The 19,902-nt window shown below is 52.5% G+C and carries 21 protein-coding genes and 1 other RNA gene; 8 read left to right on the top strand and 14 right to left on the bottom strand.

Features of this window, described 5'->3' with window-relative positions:
* Window positions 1-21: 21 nt before the first annotated feature.
* Window positions 22-1,908 carry a potassium transporter Kup gene (locus tag ACWAU0_RS06295; protein WP_458138675.1) on the bottom strand — a complete coding sequence of 629 codons (1,887 nt, stop codon included), beginning with the start codon at window positions 1,906-1,908 and terminating at the stop codon, window positions 22-24.
* A 255-nt stretch (window positions 1,909-2,163) separates the two neighbouring features.
* On the opposite strand from ACWAU0_RS06295, the gene ACWAU0_RS06290 reads away from it, so the two are divergent.
* Genes ACWAU0_RS06290 through ACWAU0_RS06280 form a run of 3 tightly spaced genes read left to right on the top strand, consistent with a single transcriptional unit; the run spans window position 2,164 to window position 4,036 of the window.
* Window positions 2,164-2,925, top strand: a complete 762-nt coding sequence (locus tag ACWAU0_RS06290) for an energy transducer TonB (protein ID WP_523070768.1) — start codon at window positions 2,164-2,166, stop codon at window positions 2,923-2,925.
* 15 nt (window positions 2,926-2,940) lie between these two features.
* The gene (locus ACWAU0_RS06285) at window positions 2,941-3,621 is read left to right on the top strand and encodes a MotA/TolQ/ExbB proton channel family protein (protein ID WP_033157490.1); all 681 of its coding nucleotides are present in this window, start codon (window positions 2,941-2,943) and stop codon (window positions 3,619-3,621) included.
* Window positions 3,622-3,625: 4 nt separating this feature from the next.
* On the top strand, window positions 3,626-4,036 hold the full coding sequence (locus tag ACWAU0_RS06280) for an ExbD/TolR family protein (protein WP_033157489.1): 411 nt from the start codon (window positions 3,626-3,628) through the stop codon (window positions 4,034-4,036).
* Between the two features lie 83 nt (window positions 4,037-4,119).
* Here the strand turns inward: ACWAU0_RS06280 and rimK are convergent, their stop codons facing one another.
* From rimK to ACWAU0_RS06240, 8 genes are all read right to left on the bottom strand, one after another.
* Window positions 4,120-5,010, bottom strand: a complete 891-nt coding sequence (rimK, locus tag ACWAU0_RS06275) for a 30S ribosomal protein S6--L-glutamate ligase (protein WP_171696927.1) — start codon at window positions 5,008-5,010, stop codon at window positions 4,120-4,122.
* A gap of 18 nt (window positions 5,011-5,028) precedes the next feature.
* A complete protein-coding gene (mtnC, locus tag ACWAU0_RS06270) occupies window positions 5,029-5,703 on the bottom strand; it encodes an acireductone synthase (protein ID WP_458138674.1) in 675 nt (224 codons plus the stop codon).
* A complete protein-coding gene (locus ACWAU0_RS06265) occupies window positions 5,700-6,257 on the bottom strand; it encodes a 1,2-dihydroxy-3-keto-5-methylthiopentene dioxygenase (protein ID WP_458138673.1) in 558 nt (185 codons plus the stop codon). The genes mtnC and ACWAU0_RS06265 overlap by 4 nt, the downstream gene beginning before the upstream one ends.
* Complete coding sequence (locus tag ACWAU0_RS06260; protein ID WP_458138672.1) at window positions 6,254-6,880, bottom strand: methylthioribulose 1-phosphate dehydratase; 627 nt, start codon at window positions 6,878-6,880, stop codon at window positions 6,254-6,256. Before ACWAU0_RS06260 ends, ACWAU0_RS06265 begins: the two co-directional genes overlap by 4 nt.
* Before the next feature lie 33 nt (window positions 6,881-6,913).
* Window positions 6,914-7,263, bottom strand: an RNA gene (gene rnpB / locus ACWAU0_RS06255) — RNase P RNA component class A.
* A 398-nt stretch (window positions 7,264-7,661) separates the two neighbouring features.
* Window positions 7,662-8,372: a hypothetical protein gene (locus ACWAU0_RS06250; RefSeq protein ID WP_458138671.1), complete on the bottom strand. Its 711-nt coding sequence runs from the start codon at window positions 8,370-8,372 to the stop codon at window positions 7,662-7,664.
* A 76-nt stretch (window positions 8,373-8,448) separates the two neighbouring features.
* Complete coding sequence (locus tag ACWAU0_RS06245) at window positions 8,449-8,895, bottom strand: NfeD family protein (protein ID WP_458138670.1); 447 nt, start codon at window positions 8,893-8,895, stop codon at window positions 8,449-8,451.
* A 2-nt stretch (window positions 8,896-8,897) separates the two neighbouring features.
* The gene (locus tag ACWAU0_RS06240; RefSeq protein WP_033158304.1) at window positions 8,898-9,818 is read right to left on the bottom strand and encodes an SPFH domain-containing protein; all 921 of its coding nucleotides are present in this window, start codon (window positions 9,816-9,818) and stop codon (window positions 8,898-8,900) included.
* Between the two features lie 101 nt (window positions 9,819-9,919).
* On the opposite strand from ACWAU0_RS06240, the gene ACWAU0_RS06235 reads away from it, so the two are divergent.
* Window positions 9,920-10,183 carry a hypothetical protein gene (locus ACWAU0_RS06235; protein WP_458138669.1) on the top strand — a complete coding sequence of 88 codons (264 nt, stop codon included), beginning with the start codon at window positions 9,920-9,922 and terminating at the stop codon, window positions 10,181-10,183.
* 110 nt (window positions 10,184-10,293) lie between these two features.
* On the opposite strand, the gene ACWAU0_RS06230 is transcribed toward ACWAU0_RS06235, so the two are convergent.
* Genes ACWAU0_RS06230 through ACWAU0_RS06220 form a run of 3 tightly spaced genes read right to left on the bottom strand, consistent with a single transcriptional unit; the run spans window position 10,294 to window position 14,098 of the window.
* Window positions 10,294-12,243 carry a transglutaminase TgpA family protein gene (locus ACWAU0_RS06230; RefSeq protein WP_458138668.1) on the bottom strand — a complete coding sequence of 650 codons (1,950 nt, stop codon included), beginning with the start codon at window positions 12,241-12,243 and terminating at the stop codon, window positions 10,294-10,296.
* Between the two features lie 2 nt (window positions 12,244-12,245).
* Window positions 12,246-13,196, bottom strand: a complete 951-nt coding sequence (locus ACWAU0_RS06225) for a DUF58 domain-containing protein (protein ID WP_458138667.1) — start codon at window positions 13,194-13,196, stop codon at window positions 12,246-12,248.
* Window positions 13,193-14,098, bottom strand: a complete 906-nt coding sequence (locus ACWAU0_RS06220) for an AAA family ATPase (protein WP_458138666.1) — start codon at window positions 14,096-14,098, stop codon at window positions 13,193-13,195. The genes ACWAU0_RS06225 and ACWAU0_RS06220 overlap by 4 nt, the downstream gene beginning before the upstream one ends.
* A 145-nt stretch (window positions 14,099-14,243) precedes the next feature.
* On the opposite strand from ACWAU0_RS06220, the gene ACWAU0_RS06215 reads away from it, so the two are divergent.
* From ACWAU0_RS06215 to mltB, 4 genes are all read left to right on the top strand, one after another.
* On the top strand, window positions 14,244-14,585 hold the full coding sequence (locus ACWAU0_RS06215; protein ID WP_033158299.1) for a TraR/DksA family transcriptional regulator: 342 nt from the start codon (window positions 14,244-14,246) through the stop codon (window positions 14,583-14,585).
* Window positions 14,586-14,701: 116 nt separating this feature from the next.
* Window positions 14,702-15,739 (top strand): type IV pilus twitching motility protein PilT, encoded by a 1,038-nt coding sequence (locus ACWAU0_RS06210; RefSeq protein WP_101053853.1) that lies wholly within the window; start codon window positions 14,702-14,704, stop codon window positions 15,737-15,739.
* 15 nt (window positions 15,740-15,754) lie between these two features.
* Complete coding sequence (locus ACWAU0_RS06205) at window positions 15,755-16,888, top strand: PilT/PilU family type 4a pilus ATPase (protein ID WP_171696916.1); 1,134 nt, start codon at window positions 15,755-15,757, stop codon at window positions 16,886-16,888.
* Between the two features lie 17 nt (window positions 16,889-16,905).
* Window positions 16,906-18,087 carry a lytic murein transglycosylase B gene (mltB, locus tag ACWAU0_RS06200; protein WP_033158297.1) on the top strand — a complete coding sequence of 394 codons (1,182 nt, stop codon included), beginning with the start codon at window positions 16,906-16,908 and terminating at the stop codon, window positions 18,085-18,087.
* Between the two features lie 500 nt (window positions 18,088-18,587).
* Here mltB and ACWAU0_RS06195 read toward each other — a convergent pair whose 3' ends face one another.
* Both ACWAU0_RS06195 and ACWAU0_RS06190 read right to left on the bottom strand, forming a co-directional pair.
* Entirely contained in the window at window positions 18,588-19,142 is a 555-nt protein-coding gene (locus tag ACWAU0_RS06195; protein ID WP_129871319.1) for a hypothetical protein, read from the bottom strand.
* Window positions 19,143-19,357: 215 nt separating this feature from the next.
* Window positions 19,358-19,894: an REP-associated tyrosine transposase gene (locus ACWAU0_RS06190; RefSeq protein WP_033158295.1), complete on the bottom strand. Its 537-nt coding sequence runs from the start codon at window positions 19,892-19,894 to the stop codon at window positions 19,358-19,360.
* Between the last annotated feature and the right edge of the window lie 8 nt (window positions 19,895-19,902).

The raw sequence follows: 19,902 nt of genomic DNA, 5'->3' as shown, positions 1-19,902 counted from the left end.
GCCGAGGCGCACAGTGGATTTCTACAATTCGATGCGGATTCCCAGCTCGATCACACGTTCGACGGGGATTTTGAAATACTCTATCGCACTACTGGAATTATGCGTTAAGAAACTGAACAAGGAGCGCCGCCATTTCGGCATCGGGCTTTTGCGGCGGAACGACAGTTTCTCGCTACCGATAAAAAACGATACGGTTTTTTGATCGATATCCAAACCTTCATGACAGCAAAGTTGCAGGGCGCGGCGTACGTCCTGTTCTTCTTGAAAGCCGAAATACAATTTCACCCGGTAAAAGCCGCCGCTATCCCCGAACATGCGGATTTTTACCCTATGCGCTTCATCCACGTAAGGTTCCTCGCGGGTCACGATGGTCAGCACGATGAGTTTTTCGTGCATCACATGGTTGTGCTCCAGGTTGTGCAGCAAGACCTGCGGCACACCGTGTACGCTGCGGGCCATATAGATTGCCGTGCCGGGTACCGTAACCAGGGGCCGGTCTTTCAAACGTTCGTCCAAGTCCTCGAACAATACCCGTTTTTCGTCCAGGTACCTGGCTAACAATTCCTTACCTTTGATCCAGGTGGTCATAATCAAGAAAAATACCGTACCCACCACCAGCGGCAACCAACCGCCGTGTGGGATTTTCAGGCTGTTGGAAGACAGAAACAGCAGGTCGATAATCAAAAAGGTCGATAGAAAAGCAATGCTGGTGGCTCTGTTCCATTGCCATAGGGCCTGGATCACGATAAAGGCCAGGATGGTATCGACAATCATCGTGCCGGTTACGGCAATGCCGTATGCCGATGCCAATGCGGACGACGATCTGAAACTCAAAACTAAAATAAACACCGAGACCATTAGCAGCCAGTTGACGGCAGGCAAATAGACTTGGCCCATTTCGTCGCCGGAGGTGTGGCGAACATTCATCCTTGGACAGTAACCGAGTTGTATGGCTTGCCGGGTTACAGAAAACGCCCCGGAAATGACGGCTTGCGAGGCAATCACGGTGGACAGTGTCGCCAGGATCAGCAGCGGATACAGGGCCCAATGCGGTGCCATTAGATAAAACGGATTTTCAACGGCCTTGGGATTGCCGATCAACAATGCGCCTTGGCCAAAGTAATTAAGCAGCAAGGCCGGAAATACGAAATAGAACCAGGCGCGCCGAATTGGTTTTAAGCCGAAATGTCCCATATCGGCATATAGGGCTTCGGCGCCGGTTATCGCCAACACCACCGCGCCCATGATTAAAAAGCCTTTCCAGCCCAATTCAATTAATAAACTGACCGCGTAATAGGGGTTGACCGCCATCAATACATCCGGATGTTGGACAATACTGATGCCCCCCAAAAGACCCAGCGTGGCAAACCAGAAACACATGATGGGCGCAAACATTCTGCCGACTTTGCCGGTGCCTTTGGTCTGGATAAAAAACAGCACGCTGAGCACGATGATGGTGATCGGCAAAACGTAATGTTCCAGACGCGGCGCCACGATTTGCAAACCTTCCACGGCGCTGAGTACCGAAATGGCCGGGGTAATCATGCTGTCGCCATAAAACAACGAGGCACCAAGCAGGCCGATGGTGACGATGAACGCTTTGCGTTCCGGATTATCTTTGGACCCCTGCAAGGCCAGCGCCATCAAGGCCATGATGCCGCCTTCGCCCTTGTTGTCGGCGCGCATGATAAAAATTGCGTATTTGGTGGTGACCACCAAGGTGATAGCCCAAAAAATCAAGGACAGCACCCCGAGCACATGGGCGGCATCGGTCGGCAAGCCGCCGTGAAAAACCTCTTTTACCGCATACAAAGGACTGGTGCCGATGTCCCCAAACACCACGCCTATCGCGCTTAAAGCCAGTGTGTTGACTTGACCCTGGGGATGATCGGATTGTTTTACGGACATATGGAATCAATCGGAAATACAAGACGGGAGTGGAAATTATGCCACAGATTGTAATTTAGCCCGAAACCGTCATCAGCCAGTGGGGATTTTGACGGCTGAAACGTCTTAGTAAGGAATGGTTAGATAGTGTTGTTTCCTGTAAGGATGGCTGTCGCGCTAAGACGTATTAATTTACAATGCCCGGCTAAATTCGAATCGCGCTTAATTTTGTATTCAACAGTTTATATGTATTTATTTAAAAACCACGAGGATGCTTTGCAAAATAAAGAGTTAGCGTCGTTCGGCGGTTATCTGCCGGCAGTGGCAAGCGGTTCCGGCTCATTTTGGCGGACGCTATTGGGAGAAGAACGGCCCGCCAGCATGCTGAGGCTGTTAACGCTATTAGTCGCGTTGCTACATGTTTGGGGTTTGCAGCAATTGCTGAAACCCGAGGAAAAAGTCACGCCGGCGCAACCTTTGATGATGGAAGTATCGATGATTGCGATGTCCGCACCTAAGCCCGCCGCCGCCCCGCCGCCTCCCGCCCCGCCGCCGCCCAAAAAAGAGCCGCCGCCGAAAAAGCCGCAGCCCAAGCCGGTTCCCAAAAAAGCGCCGCCCATCGTGCAAAAGGCGCCCGAATATGCGCCGGTTGAGCCGGTTTCCGAGCCGCCGCCGACACCGGTAAGCAATACAGCGAGCAGTGCGCCGGTAACGACTACGACGACCAACACGACCGCGACCAACGCCGAGCAGTTTACCGAAGCCAATTTTCGGGCAAACTACGCCCACAACCCCAAGCCGGAATATCCGATGATTGCGAAAAGCCGCGGATGGCAGGGCAAGGTGATGTTACGGGTACAAGTCTCGCCGGAGGGTTTAAGCGATTCGGTGGCGGTCGAGCACAGCAGCGGCCACGAGATGCTAGACGAATCGGCAGTGGAAGCCGTGAAAAAATGGAAATTCATTCCGGCCAAACGCGGCGAAACGCCGGTGGCCAGTTCGGTGATTGTGCCAATAATTTTTACTTTGCGTGAATAAAAATCGGAGAGATTAATGCCCTACCATATAGCCCCGGAAGCGGTTATCGACGCTACCCTTTACACATTGCTGGTGTTTTCGTTGATAACGTGGACGTTGATTTTTTTCAAAATCTGGCAGTTTGCCAAGAATAATTATTACAACAAACGATACGACAGCGCTTTTTGGGACACTACCGATTTAAATGCCGCCGAGCAACTGCCCGCCGAAACCGCGCGCGGCCCTAAAGCTCGGGTTGCAGCCTGCGGCTTTGCCTGGTTGGCGGAAATGACGCATCCGGAAACCTGCACCAGCCTGAAGTTTCGTGGCTCTCCACAAGATTTGCTGGAACAAACCCTGCGTAAACAGACTCAGGACGAACAACGCCGAATGGAAAGCGGCTTGACCATGCTGGCCAGTATCGGTAGCACCGCGCCGTTCGTCGGCCTGTTCGGCACCGTGCTTGGCATCATGCACGCCATGCACGACATCAGCGCCAGCGGTTCGGCCAGTTTGGACGTAGTGGCCGGGCCAATCGGCGATGCATTAATTGCTACGGCTATCGGTATCGCCGTAGCCGTACCAGCAGTGTTGGCCTATAATTTCTTCCAGCGTCGCGCCAAGCACCACCGGGCTTCGCTGGAAAATTTCGTCGAGGGTTTTCTGCATATCGCCTTCGGCGACTCAAACATCAATACCAGTAAAAACAAGGATTAATTACATGGGATTTAAAACAAACTCAGACGACGATGGGCCGGTTAGCGAGATTAATGTTACGCCGCTGGTAGATGTGATGTTGGTGTTGGTGATTATCTTGTTGGTCACCGCACCGTTGTTGACCCAATCGGTCAACGTGGCTTTGCCGAAAACGGCCTCCACGACCCCGGATTTGGAAAAGCAGCCTATGCAACTGGGTATCGACGCGCAAGGTGCCGTAACCCTGAATAAAAACGCCGTGGCCGATTTAGCGGCGTTGGATACCACGCTGAGGAACGAATTGGCCGGCAACCCCGAGCTAATCATTCACATTTATGCCGATCAAGGCGTGAATTACGGCAAAGTGGCGGAAGTGATGGCGACAGTACAGCATGCCGGGATTTCCAAGTTGGCATTCGTGACATTGGAAAAATAATCCATATCGGCTGGGTTTCTCGCCCAACCCGCGATCCCCCTCCAACGCTTTAACGATTCTGTTGACTAAATCCGGGTTACCGATTACCCGGATTTATTTTTCCCGGCATTCTTTTCAATATATTCGATCATCAAGCCGGCAATATCCTTGTCGCTGGTTTTTTCTATGCCTTCCAAACCAGGGGAGGAATTGACTTCCATCACCAGCGGTCCGCGTTTGGAACGCAGCAAGTCCACGCCGCAGACATTGAGGCCCATGATTTTGGCGGCGCGCACTGCCGCCGAGCGCTCCTGCGGGGTCAACCTCACCAGTGTGGCCGTGCCGCCACGATGCAGATTGGAACGAAACTCGCCTTCGCGGCCTTGGCGTTTCATTGCCGCGACCACTTTGTCGCCGATAACAAAGCAGCGAATATCACTACCCGCGGCTTCCTGAATGAACTCCTGCACCATGATGTTGGCGTTTAGGCCCATGAAGGCTTGAATCACGCTATGTGCGGCGTTATGGGTTTCGGCCAGCACGACGCCTATGCCTTGCGAACCTTCCACCAGTTTGATCACCAACGGTGCGCCGCCGACTTCGGCGATTAGATCTTCGATATTGTCCGGATTATGGGCAAACGCGGTAATCGGCAGGTCTATGCCCTTGCGCGCCAGCAACTGGCTGGACGCCAGTTTGTCGCGGGAGCGGCTGATCGATGCGGAATTGTTGAGAACGAAGGTGTTCATCACCTCGAATTGCCTAAGCACCGCCGTGCCGTAAAAGGTGATAGACGCACCGATGCGGGGAATGACTGCGTCGTAACCCACCAAATTTTCACCCATGTAATGAATGGACGGCTTCATGGAGGTGATGTTCATATAGCAGTGGGTCGGATCCAATACTCTGGCCTCATGGCCGCGAGCGGCGGCGGCCTCCAGCAGCCGGACGCTGGAATACAGCGTCGCGTCGCGCGACAGGATGGCTATTTTCATAGGTAAACAGTGCCAGGTTTACAGATGAATGCCATCAAAATCGCTGACTTGCACGTGTTCAGTGTCGGAGTCGGGAACCTGGTCGCGCACCAGCCAGCAAGTGGCGAAGCCGGCCTGGCGCGCGGCGTCCAATTCGTCTTTTATATCCGACAAAAACAGGATTTGTTCGGCCGGCAAGCCAAGCTCGGCGGCAATCCGCTCATACGACGTTGCCTCTTTCTTGCCACCGATATGTGTATCGAAATAACCGGAAAATAAAGGGGTAAGATCGCCGAAGTCGCTGTACCCGAACAACAGCTTTTGCGCCTGCACCGAGCCGGAGGAATAGACATAAAGCTTGTAGCCCAGGCCAAACCAGTTTCTCAAGTTGCGCACAGCGTCTTCATAGACATGGCCGGTGAAATCGCCGTTGCGATAGCCTTCCTGCCAGATCAAGCCCTGCAAGGATTTTAACGGCGTAATTTTTTGGTCGGTATCTATCCAGTGGATGAACTGCGCAATCAATGCCTCGTCATCGAGTTCACCGCCGGCTAACTGCTTGGCATCGGTCAATAATAGCTTGATCTCGGCTTGCTCTCGATGGCGGCTCACAAAATCCGGCAAGCGGGCGCGGGCGTACGGAAACAACACGTCTTTAACAAACGACAGCGATGACGTGGTTCCCTCAATGTCGGTAACGATAGCCTTGATCATAAGCCGGCGACGTATTGGTCCAGCGTCGGAAAACTTTCTGCAATCGGATTGCCGGTAAACTCCGCTACCCAGCCGTCTTCGGTGGTGAACAAGCGTATGCATTTAAACGCCGGATTTTCCCCCATATCGAACCAATGCGTGGTATTGGCCGGCACGCTGATCAGATCGCCTTGCTCGCACAGCATGGCATAAACTTGATCGCCGACATGCAGATAAAACAGCCCTTTGCCTTCCACGAAGAACCGCACTTCGAAATCACTATGGGTATGCTCGGCCAAAAACTTCTGCCGCAAGGCATCCTTATTGGGATGGTCGGCGTTCAGGCTGATGACGTCCACCGACTGAAAACCGTATTGCTGTTTGAGTTTGTCTATCGAACTTGCATACGCCTTTAATACTGCATCGGCATCGTCAGCTTGCGAAAATTCGCAATCGGCCTGCCAGCGTTCGAACTGTACGCCAATTGCTTGTAACTGCTCTGCGATGCTTGCAAAGTCGCGGAAAGTGCGGCCATGTTGCGGCTGGGTGGCGGGGTAGAGGGTTAATGCGCTCATAATCGTGTTACTCCATGTAGGCGAATTTCAACGTCGAATAAAAATTCCAGTGCTTCCAGGTGGCGCAAGGCATCATCTACCGATGCGCCCCAAGTATAAAAACCGTGGCCGGCAATAATATAGCCGTAAACGTCATGCGTGTGATGGTCCAGGTAATTGTCCACCTTGTCGGCCAACCGGGGAATGTCCTGATCGTTAGCAAAAATCGGGATGGCAATACGGGTCTCATGGGTATTGATGCCGGCAAACGCCTTGAGCAGTTCGTAATCCTTCAGCACGATCTCATGCTTGAACAAGCGCGCCGTTAACGTGGCGTTGATCGAATGCGGATGCAGCACCGCCTGAATCTCCGGAAAACGTTGGTACAGCGCAGTATGCAATAGCGTTTCCGCCGACGGTTTCTTACCGTCCAGCGAGTTGCCTTTGCTGTCGATCAGCATAATATCGTCGGCTTGCAAACGGCCTTTGTGCCGGCCGGATACGGTAATCGCAATATTGCCGTCGCTGAGTTTGGCGGAAAAATTGCCGCTGGTGGCGGGCACCCAGCCCTTGCCGTCAATGAAGCGGCCGGCGGCAATCAACTGATCTGCCTTGCGGAAAAATTCGTCGGTTTTTGCTGTCATGGAGTATTTTGCGGATTGCAAAAGAAAAAGAAGAGAAAGAGTTGGCCTGTAAGCCGGGTTCTGTCTTGAACAGCCATTCATCTAGGCGTCAGATCACTCTGACGCTCAAGCAATCTACCCAGGAGCAGCGCGGGCCACGCCAATGCTCCTCTATTTGATCTTGCTCCGGGTGGGGTTTACCCTGCCACACCTGTTACCAGTTGCGCGGTGCGCTCTTACCGCACCATTTCACCCTTACCGGGTTCCGAAAAACCAGGCGGTATATTTTCTGCGGCACTTTCCGTAGGCTCACGCCTCCCAGGCATTACCTGGCACCCTGCCCTATGGAGCCCGGACTTTCCTCCCTTTTATTTGCGTAAAACGGCGACTGTTCGGCCAACTCTGTTGTGGATTATACAGGCAAAGCCGGGAAATAGGAGTAATTGCGCACTTTATCTACTCAGAGAGGAATCAGACGGGATGTGATGGATCGGTAGTCGCAAAAGTCGAAGGCCACTGTATCGGCGAAAGCGAAAAGGTACGCGATGCGTATCAAGCTTCAAAGCACTGGACGGGGTTTTTCCCGTATGCCGCGCCGAGTACCGGTGCTTTCGTCAACCCCCGGCGAAGGCGAGGAACGCAGGGTGCAAGCGGCATCCGGGCCGCCTTTTCTTTGGATACTTTCTTTTGGCGGAGCAAAAGAAAGTATCTCGCCTTCGGGTGCGAGACCCGATTAAATAGAGCAGTTGCGTCAGCGACAAATTATTCTGTAAGCCTTCAAATCCCGCGTGAGCAGAAAAACTTAATGTTTACCTGTTGAGCTATTAGCTGAAAGAAAAAATTCATAAATTTCTTTGTCCACATTCCCTACGTCTTTCAATAGTTGACCCACCATGAAATGTTTGTATCTAAAGTAATCAGCAACATAAGAGGAATCATTTGAGATAACTCGGTACATGTTCAAATATCGATACAGACTGCCAGCCGCCAATGCCAGCCTTAAATATACCGATTCAACTATGCTTCCGCTAGATTTTGCGAGAACAATAAAGTTTTCGTAACTATCTGATTTATTTGGCGTATGCCTGAGCCTAAACCCCTCGTGAATTATATGTTGAACTCTTAACTCAGGCTCGGAGTGTTCAGGACTAACCACAGTTTGTAAAATAGACTCTAGATCATCGTCGATATCTTTTATAATTTTGAACAGGTCTTCTTTCTCCGCTGAAAGTCTGTTGTGATCTAATTGCTTTTGCATAGAATCCGCCTGCCGAGCAAACTCAGTAGTTGCAAGCTTGAGCTCTGTGGCTTGAATAGCGATCGTGTATAGCAACGCCAGAAACGCCAGAAACGCATAAATCGGATTTAGCAAGCCACCGAAAAAGTCGCCAAACTGTCCCCATATCTCTTGTGAATCGGACCAATGAAATCCGTAGACCCAGATATACGGAGCTATCGGAATAAGAAGTAGTAGTCCAGCAACCACGCCCATTACGATGAGAGTTCTCTTCATAATTTACAATTAGAGATTAAGTATTGATGTAACAAGCTAATATTAGGAGAAATAGCATCAGGTTAACGGTTTAGAATTACTCACAAACCTCCACCTCAAACACCGTCCCCTTAACCGCCACTACCTTAACCTTAGCCCCCAGCGGACTATCCTCCCCATGCACCTTCCAAAAGGTGTCATCGACCTTAATCTTGCCCTGACCATTCTCAATTGGCGCGATCAAATTAAAGGTTCGGCCGATGTACTGTGCCCCACGCTGATTCAACAAGGGGTGATCGGTGGCCACCACGGCGCGGGTGCGGGCGTATTTACGCCAGCCCAATACCGACAACACCGCCAACAAGGAAAACATCAATAACTGCACGTTGAACGGCGTGGCCGGCACTAACAGCACTACCGCGCCGACGATGAACGCCGACACCGCCAACCACAGAAAAAAGAAGCCGGTGACAACAATTTCCAAGGCCAAAAAGCCGACCGCTAGCACCCACCAGTACCAAAATACGATGTCTTGCTCCCCCATAATCAGGCCTTTTTGTTTAAGGCTTCTTTAGCCAGTTCGCCGATGCCGCCCAGTGCGCCGATGACGCTGGAGGCTTCCAGCGGCATGAAGATCAGTTTGCTGTTGTTGGCGGAGGCGACGTCTTTTAAAGACTCGATATATTTTTGCGCGACGAAGTAATTGATGGCTTGTACATCGCCTTTGGAAATGGCTTCCGACACCATCATCGTGGCGCGGGCTTCCGCTTCTGCCAGACGTTCGCGGGCTTCGGCGTCGCGGAATGCGGCTTCTTTGCGGCCTTCCGCATCCAAAATCGCACCTTGTTTCAAACCTTCGGCTTTCAGAATTTCCGCTTGCCGCAAGCCTTCGGCTTCCAGAATCTGTGCGCGTTTTTCCCGCTCAGCTTTCATTTGCCGGGCCATGGAATCGACCAAGTCCTTGGGCGGGGCGATGTCTTTGATTTCGATACGGGTGACTTTAATACCCCACGGCGAGGTGGCCTCGTCGACTACATTGAGCAGGCGGGCGTTGATTTCATCACGACGTGACAAGAGTTCGTCCAGGTCCATGGAACCCATCACTGTTCGGATATTGGTCATCACCAAGTTGATGATTGCCACGTCGAGGAAATTGACTTCATACGCCGCTTTGGCGGCATCCATGATCTGGTAAAAAATCACCCCATCCACCCGCACCATGGCGTTGTCTTTGGTAATGACCTCTTGCGACGGCACGTCCAGCACCTGTTCCATCATATTCAGCTTGCGGCCGATGCGGTCGATGATAGGCATGATGATATTCAAGCCAGGTGTCAAAGTCGCGGTATATTTACCGAAGCGTTCGACGGTGTATTCCATGCCTTGCGGAACAGATTTGACGCTCATGAACACCATCAAAACCGCAAATACCAACAACATTATTGCGAATAAACCAAAGCCGCCCATAGCGCCTCCTAAATTATGAAAATGAATTGTGTATTGCCAACGGTCACGCGGCTAATAATAATGTATGTCTCTTTAACTTGCTGGAAACAGGGTTCCGATTCATGAATACTTTGATCTACTACAGTTTTAACGTGATGATTTTGGCGGCGATTATATTGGTCGTCGGTCTGATCAAACCCAAGTGGATATTGTTGTGGATGGATAAGCCCGGCCGCCTGCCTATCATCGCGATTGCCGGTGCCATATTCATGGCCGGCGCGGTGATGTTCGGCGAAGGCAATAAACAAAAACAGCAGGAACAAGCCGCGGCCGCCACCAAACAACCGGCGCAAAAAGGGGCTGAAGAAGTGCCGGATTTACATTAATCCGTCGCATAAATTCGCGCTGCAAATTTCGCTTTTTGCTTCCCTCACGCCAGCCCGCTCCCTGATGGCATCAAGCATATATGCCGAAATTTGGGGTGGGAAAGGTATATTTAAACCCTAAAGCGCGCGACTAGTCCTTTTAGAACCTGCAAATCGCCGGCTTCGCTGTCGGCTTGGTAGCGTAAGCGAATATAAAGCGCGGTGATCCGCTCAATCGTTTCGGCCAAATCCGGGCGCAGTTTTTTGGCGCGCTCGGCGACGGTTTTGGGGCCGTCGCCAATTTCAACGCTTAAGCCGGCTTTAGCCAACTTGGTACAAAATTGCCGGTACAAGCGCAACGCCGGATCTTGGCGGCGCCGGTTAGGCCGCAACAAGCGCCAAGCCACGACACCACCGATACCGGCAACGCTAATCACCAGCCAATAGCCAAGCTTCACAAAGCTGTCTATTCCTAAGCTCTGTAAAAACGCTTTCTGATTAACCGTGTCGTAATTGATGACCCAACGTTGCCAGTTGTAATCGACGCTTTGCCACAGTTGCCGGCCGCGTTGCAGCCAGGACAAAGTCTTGGCGTCGAGTTGCACCGGGCTGAAATTCACCGCGCCGCTAGCAATTTGTAAATCCACATTCACGCCGCGCTCGATGCGTTCCGGAGCGATGGCGGCGGTCGGATCGAATCTAACCCAGCCGCGTCCTTCCAGCCAGGCTTCCGCCCAGGCATGCGCGTCGGCTTGCCTGATCTCCAGAAAGCCGCCGACTTGGTTAATCTGCCCACCTTGATAACCGCCCACCACCCGTGCCGGAATCTCCGCCACCCGCAGCAAATACACGAAAGCCGTGGCGTAATGGCTGCAAAACCCGGCGCGGCGCTCGAACAAAAACGTCTCGATGGGTTTATCCGGCATCGCTTCCGGGCTTAAGGTGTAATGAAAATTCTCCTGGCGAAAATGCTGCAACAAATTGGCGATAAACAACTCGGGGCCTGCCTGCCGCCCTTGTAACTGCTTCACCAATTCGACGATTTTTTCCGATGGTTTGCCGGGTAGTTGCAAATTTTCCCGGCGCTCGGATTTACTGATGCCGCCGGTGTTATAGGCTGGCGACGAGCTCAGCCGATACTCGGCGCGGTCGCCGGGATTTTTGTTGGTAAGTAGCTGATACAGGCCATTGCGCCGCAAGCCGTCAAACTGGCTGGGCATCTCCAACGCGAATACCCAATTCTGTTTTTGCGGCTCCATCATCAGCGTGTAATCGTAAGTCGCGCCAGTAAAAACAGGTTGATCCGGATTGTTTTCCCGCCCTAACACCGGCGGCGCTCGCCAACTTACGCCATCGGTACTGGCGTAAATAGGTCCGCGCCAATAGCGCTGCGCCGGCGGCGGCATTTCTCCGTCAAATTTAACCCTGAACACCAGTTCCGGCGACAGGCTTAGTTCAGCGATGGAGCCAGGCTCCAATGTATTGCTTAAACCGCTATTGGCATGCGTATCATCGTCCAACCAACTCCAGTGTGGCGCTTCCAGACGCGGAAACAATACAAACAACACCAGGGCCAACGGCAGGCTTTGCAGAATAATCGCCGCCGAAGTTTTTAAAGCCGCCAGGGTTTGCGGCGTGTGGCTGTTTTGCGTAATCAAGGTAGCCAGCAAAACTCCGCAAACTACCAGAATATAAAGCGCCATCAAGATACTTTCTTCGTACAAGAACTGGGTGACGGCGACGATGAAAGCCAGATAAACGATCACATACACATCGCGCCGGCCGTGAATTTCCAGCAACTTCAAACCCAAGGCCACCACGAACAGACTGGTGCCGGCATCGCGGCCGAATACCGAGTGCTGCTGGCTGTATAACAAGCCTATTCCCAGCAGCATCAATAAAAACACGCCAAACCGGTTCGGCAAATAGCGGGGCTGCCAAATGCTCAGCAAGCGCCAGAGTAGCAGCAGAGTGAAAAAACTAAACAATATCGGCGGAATATGCCAGGCATGCGGCAAGGTAATCAGGCCTATCGAACCCAACATAAACAACATCAGCCGCGTGGACGGCAGAAACGGCATGCTCAAAACAGCGCCAAGGCTTGCAGGCAGTGACGGTAATGCGCGGTGCCGTTGTCCGGCGGCAGACGCAAGCCAGGCAGCACCAAGCCGTAGCGTAAACCGGCTTGTTCGGCGTCCACTAGCCAACGGCATAACTGGCTGAGGCGTTCTTCGGTGTGATGCCCTGGTGCCTGTTGATAATCCAACCACAATTCGCTAGCACTGGCGCCGCTGTAATGTTTACTGTGCACACCCTGGCCTTTGGCAAAGGCTTTCCAATGGATTTGCCGAATCGCGTCACCACGCTGATACACTCTTACGCCATCAAACTCGTCACCACTGCGGCGGTTTTGACCGGGCTTATCCTGGCCGCCGTCGCTGTCTGGAAACGGCAGTAATTTACTGGCCGGCTTGGGATACACCAGCAGCGGGCTATCGAAACGTAGTGGCGCCCAAGCCCGAAATAAACCCAAGGGGTAGGTGCTGGAAAGGGTCAATGTGCCCGGCAACAGCCAGCCACGCTGCCGGGTGGGTTGATATAGCGTCACCGTTTGGGTTTGTTCGGCTGCCAAGCTTATGGATAACTCGGATTGCAAAGCCAAATCCAAAGCAAAGCGCGGCTGTGAACCCGGATTGCTGATCTGGAAATTAAACGGTCCGGCCTGGCCGGCAAACACTGCTTGCTGCCGGGACGGCTGAATCGTTAGTCCGGCCAAGGCTTTGAAGCTGTGCAGGATGGTCACGAAAAAGATGCTGGCCAGTAAAAATCCCAGTAAATAAGCCAGATTATTGTTGTAGACAAAGCCGATCAGTACCAGCAACAGAATCAACAACACAAATGCCAAACCGCGTCGGGTCGGTAAAATAAACACCCGCCGCTGCGTCAATACAATAGGTCCTGCGGTCGGCGCCTCACCGGTAAAAAAGCGCGACAGTTTAAAGCGCTGTTTTATGGATAAGGCCGCTTCGTTCAAAGTACCGGTACGTGCTTGAGAATGGGCGCGACGATGGCGGCCGAATCATTGGCGCCCACGTTTAAACGATGCCCGGCCACTGCCGGCAAAACCGCTTGCAGATCTTCCGGCAACACGGCCTTGCGCTTGTCAATAAGCGCCCATGCCTTGGCGGCGGCCAACAAACCCAAGCCCGCACGCGGCGACAGGCCGCTGGCAAAGTCGTTGGATTGGCGGCTAAAGGCCAAAATAGCTTGCAGATAATCCAGCAAGGCCGGCGATACGTGTATCTGATCCGCCGCCTGTTGCAAATCGGCCAATTGCGCGGGCAGTAAGGCCACCGGCAACTCGTCGATCAAGACATGCCGGGGTTGACCGCTCAGTAATTCCCGTTCGGCTTGCCGGCTGGGATAACCTAACTCGATACGCATCAAAAACCTATCGACTTGCGATTCCGGTAAAGGGAAGGTGCCAATCTGATGCGCCGGATTTTGGGTAGCGATGACGAAAAACGGTTGCGGCAAGGGGTAAGTCCGGCCTTCGACGGTTACTTGCCGTTCTTCCATCGCTTCCAACAAGGCACTTTGTGCCTTGGGCGTCGCCCGGTTGATTTCGTCGGCCAAAATCATTTGTTTGAAAATCGGCCCCGGATGAAAACTGAAGAGCTGCTGATGGGCATCGAATACCGAAGAGCCAACGATGTCGGCCGGTAAAATATCGCTGGTGAATTGAATCCGCTGATATTCCAGACCAAACAAGCGCGCCAGCGTATGCGACAAGGTCGTTTTGCCGACACCGGGAATGTCCTCGATCAGCAAATGCCCCCTGGCCAACAGGCAGCACACCGCCAAACGAATTTGTGCTTGTTTACCGAGAATGACTTGATTGGCGGCGGCGAGTAAGCGGTCGAGAGCAAGGTCCATTGTGCAAAAAGCTAGAAATGTCGATGACTCGAGTATAGATCAGCTTGGTTGCACCTGCTATCGGCTTCATTGTATAAACCAGGGAACGACATCCGGCCGACAGAAGCCGGTTATTAAACCATGCAGCCCTGCTGCGGAGAGCACCATGAAAGACTATACCGATGTACGCGACCAACTATTGAATATGCTGGAAGACCTTGACGACAGGCTGGGAAAAATCACCGAAGACGTCAGACACACCGACAAACCGCTGGCCCAGGACTTTTCCGAGCAGGCCGTCGAAACCGAAAATGACGAAGTATTGGACGCCTTGGGCAATGCTACGCGCGATGAAGTCGAAAAAATCAAACAAGCCATTTCCCGCATCGATGCCGGTACCTACGGCATTTGCCTGAGCTGTGGCGAACCCATAAAAAAGGAACGCTTGGCTGCGGTGCCGTATGCCAATCAATGTATACACTGCGCCGAAAAAAGCCAGCACCGCTAGGCCGATCCACCACTTACCAGCATAAGGGTTGCTGCTACGCAGGAATAAGCCGGCCGGTTTTGAATTGTGTACTATCCTTGCCGACGATCATTCCTTTTATTGTTGGGACATAAATCATGGATATCGCCGAACTCTTGACCTTTTCCGTCAAAAACAAAGCCTCCGACTTGCATCTTTCCGCCGGCCTGCCGCCGATGATTCGGGTGGACGGCGACATCCGCCGCATCAATATCCCGTCCTTGAATCACAAGGAAGTCCATGCGCTGATTTACGACATCATGAACGACAAGCAGCGCCGCGATTACGAAGAGTTTCTGGAAACCGACTTCTCGTTCGCGCTGCCCGGCGTGGCTCGCTTCCGGGTGAATGCCTTCAATCAGGATAGAGGCGCCGGTGCGGTATTCCGGACCATTCCGTCCAAGGTGTTAACCCTGGAAGACCTGGATGCACCAAAGTTTTTTGCGGAATTGTGTACCAAACCGCGCGGCCTGATTCTAGTGACCGGCCCGACCGGTTCCGGTAAATCCACCACGCTGGCGGCGATGGTGAACCACATTAACACCAACGATTACGCCCATATTCTCACCGTCGAAGACCCTATCGAGTTTGTCCACGAAAGCCAGAAATGCCTGATCAACCAGCGTGAAGTTCATCGCGATACCTTAGGTTTTAACGAAGCCTTGCGCTCGGCACTGCGGGAAGACCCGGACATCATTCTGGTGGGTGAGATGCGGGATTTGGAAACCATCCGCCTGGCATTGACCGCCGCGGAAACCGGTCACTTGGTATTCGGCACCCTGCATACCACCTCGGCCGCCAAAACCATAGACCGGATTATCGACGTGTTCCCCGCTGCGGAAAAAGACATGATCCGCGCCATGTTGTCCGAATCCTTGCAGGCAGTAATCTCGCAAACCCTGTTGAAAAAAGTCGGCGGCGGCCGGATTGCCGCGCACGAAATCATGGTCGGTACGCCGGCCATCCGTAACCTGATTCGCGAAGCCAAGGTGGCGCAGATGTATTCCGCGATCCAAACCGGCCGCAAAGACGGCATGCAGACGCTGGATCAAAACCTGAAGGAGTTGGTCGATAAAGGCCTGATTACCGCGAAAGGCGCGATGGTCAAAGCCGTCAACAAAGACATGTTCCGTTAAATTTTAGGAGGCGTCATGGACTTTAAAGCCCTATTGGCCCTGATGGTGGAAAAGAAAGCGTCCGACTTGTTTATCACCGCCGGCCGGCCGCCGTCGATGAAAGTCAACGGCAAGGTCGTCGAAGTGTCGAAAACCGTTTTAACCAGCGAACAGACCATGATGCTGGTGCTCAGCATTATGTCGCAGCGCCAACGGGACGAGTTTGAAAACACTCACGAATGCCAGTTTGCCTTAAGCGCCCACAGTTTGGGCCGGTTCCGGGTCAGCGCCTTCACCCAACGCGACTCGGCCGGCATGGTGTTACGGCGCATCGAAACCACCATCCCCAGCGCCGAGGAATTGCATCTGCCGCCGGTGTTGAAAGAACTGATCATGTACAAGCGCGGTTTGGTGATGTTTGTCGGTGCCACCGGTACCGGTAAATCCACTTCGCTGGCGGCTTTGATTCGGCACCGCAACGAAAACAGCAGCGGCCACATCATTTCCATTGAAGACCCTATCGAGTTTATCCATCCGCACAAGGGCTGCATCATTACCCAGCGCGAAGTGGGCCTGGATACCGAATCGTTCGAAGTGGCTTTAAAAAACACCCTGCGGCAAGCGCCGGATGTGATTCTGATCGGTGAGGTCAGGAGCCGGGAAACCATGCAACACGCCATCACCTTCGCGGAAACCGGCCACCTGTGCGTTTGCACCTTGCACGCCAATAATGCCAACCAGGCTATCGACCGTATCCTGCATTTTTTCCCGGAAGAAATGCACAGCCAGCTGTTCATGGATTTGTCTTTGAACTTGCGCGGTATTGTCGCCCAACAATTGATTCAGCGCGCCGACGGCAAGGGCCGCTACCCGGCTATTGAGATTTTGCTGAATACCCCGCTGGCATCAGACATGATCCGCAAGGGCGAAGTACACAAATTAAAAGAACTGATGAAAAGCTCCCGCGAGCATGGCATGCAGACTTTCGACCAAGCGCTTTACGATCTGTATACGGCGGGTAAAATTGGTTACGATGACGCCTTGCACGCTGCCGACTCCCGCAACGAGGTGCGCCTGATGATTAAACTGGGGGCCGAGAACGTCAACTTCGAAACCGCCGGCATGACCCTGGCCGAAAACGACGACGAGGGAGGCAGTCTTTTTAAATAGCCCTGGATATAACTCGCTTGTATACATTTAGTACTAGTAAAGTCTCGCTACAAAACGCCGGTTCGGCACTGTTAATAACACTTTTGGCGGGCTGCGCCTCGCAGCCGCCCGCCGGCGATAAAGCCAATACTCGCGTCCGCACACCCACCCAACAAACCGCGCCCAACCAGTCGCGCCAAGCCACGCCGGACTTACGGCCGTTCGCCAGCGTCGGCGGCTATCACGCTACAGCCGTCACCGGTGATTACGCCGGCTATCCGGCTTTGAACCAGTTCATCGAACAGATGGTGCAAAAGCACGGCTTTAACCGCGAATATCTGCAAGGCCTGTTCTCGCAAGCCAAACGCAAGCAATGGACGTTGGATTATCTGGCCAAATCCGATCAGGGCATGAAAGGTAAAACCAGCAAAGGCGGCTGGACCCGCTACCGCGCGCAATTTCTGGACGACCGGCATATCAACGCCGGCATCAGCTTCTGGCAACAGCATCATGCAACGCTGCAACGCGCCAGCCAGCAATACGGCGTGCCGGCCGAATACATCCTGGGCATCATGGCCGTGGAAACCACTTTCGGCAGCTTCGTCGGCAACCATAGAATCATCGACGCGCTAACGACCTTGGGCTTTGACTACCAGCGGCGTGGCGAATATTTCCGCAGCGAACTGGAAAATTTTCTGGTGATGAGCCGTAGCGAGGGCCTGGACCCCGGCAAACCGGTCGGCTCCTTCGCCGGCGCAATGGGCCTGGGCCAATTCATGCCCGGCAGTTTTTTGCAATGGGCGGTGGACTTTAACGGCGACGGCCGCCGCGACCTGTGGAATCCGGAGGACGTGATCGGCAGCGTGGCCAATTATTTTGCTCAGCACGGCTGGCAAGCCGGTCAACCCATCGTCTCGGCCACACGCGGCAGCTTCCATGGCATCGACAGCCTGGAACCCGGCGCGGACCATGCTTATTCTTTGGATACCTTGGTTAAAGCAGGTGTGGAACCGGCTGACACATGTGCTTGCGATTATCCGTTGCGGCTGTTGTTGCTCAGGCATCAAAGCAAAGACGAATACTTGCTGGGACATCCTAACTTTTATGCGATTACCCGCTACAACCAGAGCACGCACTATGCGATGGCGGTGCATGAGTTGGCGTTGGCGATTAAGAGGGGGTATCAGAGGGTGGCTGTTAATCGGTCTGATGCTGGGTAGGATTTTTGTGTCGCTGGCGCGACGGCTTGATTTAATGTCGGTTCTTGGACCGACAACCGAGATACTTTTCTTTGCTTGTCCAAAGAAAAGTATCCAAAAGAAAAGACACCCGGATGCCGCTTTGATCCTCCGCTCCTCGCTTTTGAACGGGGTTGCCGAAAGGGGCTTCCTGCCCCTTCGGCAACGCGATGCATCCCTGCATCGCCCCTGCGGGCTATTCCGCTCAAAAGCTCCGGTGCTCGGCGCGGCATACGGGAACAAAACCATCCCGATTTCACGATACCCCGTAGGTACGATTAGCGGAGCGTAATCGTACGCAAGACTCACATCCCCCCGATTACGCTTCGCTAATCGGGGCTACGATGCTATAGATAAGTGTCAATCCTTTAGTCTCCATCGGGTAAAACCAGCTGGATTTAATGAGTTGGCCTTTTTGGTCATCGGTTACCGTTGTCATAGTTTTCCGCTGTTTGTATGTAAGTTAAAATTTAAAGTAAGCTTCATGGTTCCATGTATTTTCTAAGGCCCTGTAAATCATCGGGTATATTGGATACATTGGTGCCACATTCATCTTGATTGTTTTCACCGCAAAGCAATTGTTTTAGATTGCTATATTTACTCATTTTTTTTTCAAAAAATTGAAAAAAAATAGAGTCTTGAATAGTAATATTAATGAATTTATCTTTATAGGCGATAAAAACACGCCAAGGTACACTTACACTTTCCTTTGCCCGCTCAAGCTTTTTTGAGGCATCAAATGGAAGCGATAAAAATACATCCACCAGTTCATTCAACTGCTCTGCTGTCATCTGTGCATAGCGGTCTTCGGATTCACTACCAAAATCAGTTTTGTTGCGGTGAAAATGGACTTTGCCATCGGGATATATTTTGATAACGGAAGTAGGAACGCCGCCCCAGGTATGCGTCAACTCGAAAACAGGCTCGGGATTAGTTTCTGCCAAGCTGTTTTGGCATGACAATAAGGTGAAACAGAAGGCTGCAAGGCGCAATAACCAACAGGCATTGCGCTGTATTTTCAAACTATTCAAAATCATATAAAACTCCATCAATTACCGTTATCACGCGCAATAGGGGCCAGGTCTTGCATTAACGCATTATTATTTTTCATGCGGATAATCTCCAGGTTTTATCATTTGCCGCATTGCCAACGGCGGAGGCGTTGACTCCTGTCCATCCGTTGAGCCGATCAACGGTATTATCTCGTTCCCACGCGCCGCGTGGGAATGCAAACCAGCCGCGCTGCGGTCAGCTAAAACCAATCCCGATAAACCGGCAACAATCCATCCTGCCCCGCATAATTCCGGGCACTCGAATACCGCCAATGCTCCGGTAAATCGACATAGCCGCGTTTGACCGGATTCAGGTGGATATAGTCTAATTTCTGCCGCAAGACGTCGGGGTTGTCGATCAACTGCGGATGACTACCTTCTTCCCACAACTGATAATCCCGGTCGGTTTTATGAGCCTTGCGAAACCAGTTCAATTGCTTCAATAAGCGCTCGGCGTTAATGGCTTGCAAATAATCGATCAGCTGGCGCGCGGTGTATAATTTGAAGTGGGCCAATTGATGGGATAAATCGTCAACTTGTACCAGCAAATGCAAGTGATTTTCCAAAATGACGTAGCCGTAAATTCGCCAATTGTGCTGCTGTTGACGGTAAATCAAGGCGTCCAGCACGATTTGCACGGTAGCCGGGCGCGTGAATAACGGTATCCAGTTAAGTACGGTACAGGTTATGAAATGCGGCTGCTGGGATTGGAGAATGCGGTAACGACTGCGGCCCATGGGTTTGA

The sequence above is a fragment of the Methylomonas sp. Uni0009 genome (assembly GCF_054188105.3).
Note: the sequence above shows the minus strand (reverse complement) of the source record. Positions and strands in the feature narration are given on the sequence as shown.

Bases quoted from the DNA above. Each gene is read 5' to 3' on its own strand.
- rimK (WP_171696927.1), bottom strand. From the start codon at position 5,010: ATGAAAATAGCCATCCTGTCGCGCGACGCGACGCTGTATTCCAGCGTC.
- ACWAU0_RS06240 (WP_033158304.1), bottom strand. From the start codon at position 9,818: ATGGGCGGCTTTGGTTTATTCGCAATAATGTTGTTGGTATTTGCGGTT.
- ACWAU0_RS06295 (WP_458138675.1), bottom strand. From the start codon at position 1,908: ATGTCCGTAAAACAATCCGATCATCCCCAGGGTCAAGTCAACACACTG.
- ACWAU0_RS06285 (WP_033157490.1), top strand. From the start codon at position 2,941: ATGCCCTACCATATAGCCCCGGAAGCGGTTATCGACGCTACCCTTTAC.
- ACWAU0_RS06220 (WP_458138666.1), bottom strand. From the start codon at position 14,098: ATGGACCTTGCTCTCGACCGCTTACTCGCCGCCGCCAATCAAGTCATT.
- ACWAU0_RS06250 (WP_458138671.1), bottom strand. From the start codon at position 8,372: ATGAAGAGAACTCTCATCGTAATGGGCGTGGTTGCTGGACTACTACTT.
- ACWAU0_RS06215 (WP_033158299.1), top strand. From the start codon at position 14,244: ATGAAAGACTATACCGATGTACGCGACCAACTATTGAATATGCTGGAA.
- mtnC (WP_458138674.1), bottom strand. From the start codon at position 5,703: ATGATCAAGGCTATCGTTACCGACATTGAGGGAACCACGTCATCGCTG.
- ACWAU0_RS06245 (WP_458138670.1), bottom strand. From the start codon at position 8,895: ATGGGGGAGCAAGACATCGTATTTTGGTACTGGTGGGTGCTAGCGGTC.
- ACWAU0_RS06260 (WP_458138672.1), bottom strand. From the start codon at position 6,880: ATGACAGCAAAAACCGACGAATTTTTCCGCAAGGCAGATCAGTTGATT.
- ACWAU0_RS06205 (WP_171696916.1), top strand. From the start codon at position 15,755: ATGGACTTTAAAGCCCTATTGGCCCTGATGGTGGAAAAGAAAGCGTCC.
- ACWAU0_RS06195 (WP_129871319.1), bottom strand. From the start codon at position 19,142: ATGATTTTGAATAGTTTGAAAATACAGCGCAATGCCTGTTGGTTATTG.
- ACWAU0_RS06280 (WP_033157489.1), top strand. From the start codon at position 3,626: ATGGGATTTAAAACAAACTCAGACGACGATGGGCCGGTTAGCGAGATT.
- ACWAU0_RS06190 (WP_033158295.1), bottom strand. From the start codon at position 19,894: ATGGGCCGCAGTCGTTACCGCATTCTCCAATCCCAGCAGCCGCATTTC.
- ACWAU0_RS06265 (WP_458138673.1), bottom strand. From the start codon at position 6,257: ATGAGCGCATTAACCCTCTACCCCGCCACCCAGCCGCAACATGGCCGC.
- ACWAU0_RS06230 (WP_458138668.1), bottom strand. From the start codon at position 12,243: ATGCCGTTTCTGCCGTCCACGCGGCTGATGTTGTTTATGTTGGGTTCG.
- ACWAU0_RS06235 (WP_458138669.1), top strand. From the start codon at position 9,920: ATGAATACTTTGATCTACTACAGTTTTAACGTGATGATTTTGGCGGCG.
- ACWAU0_RS06210 (WP_101053853.1), top strand. From the start codon at position 14,702: ATGGATATCGCCGAACTCTTGACCTTTTCCGTCAAAAACAAAGCCTCC.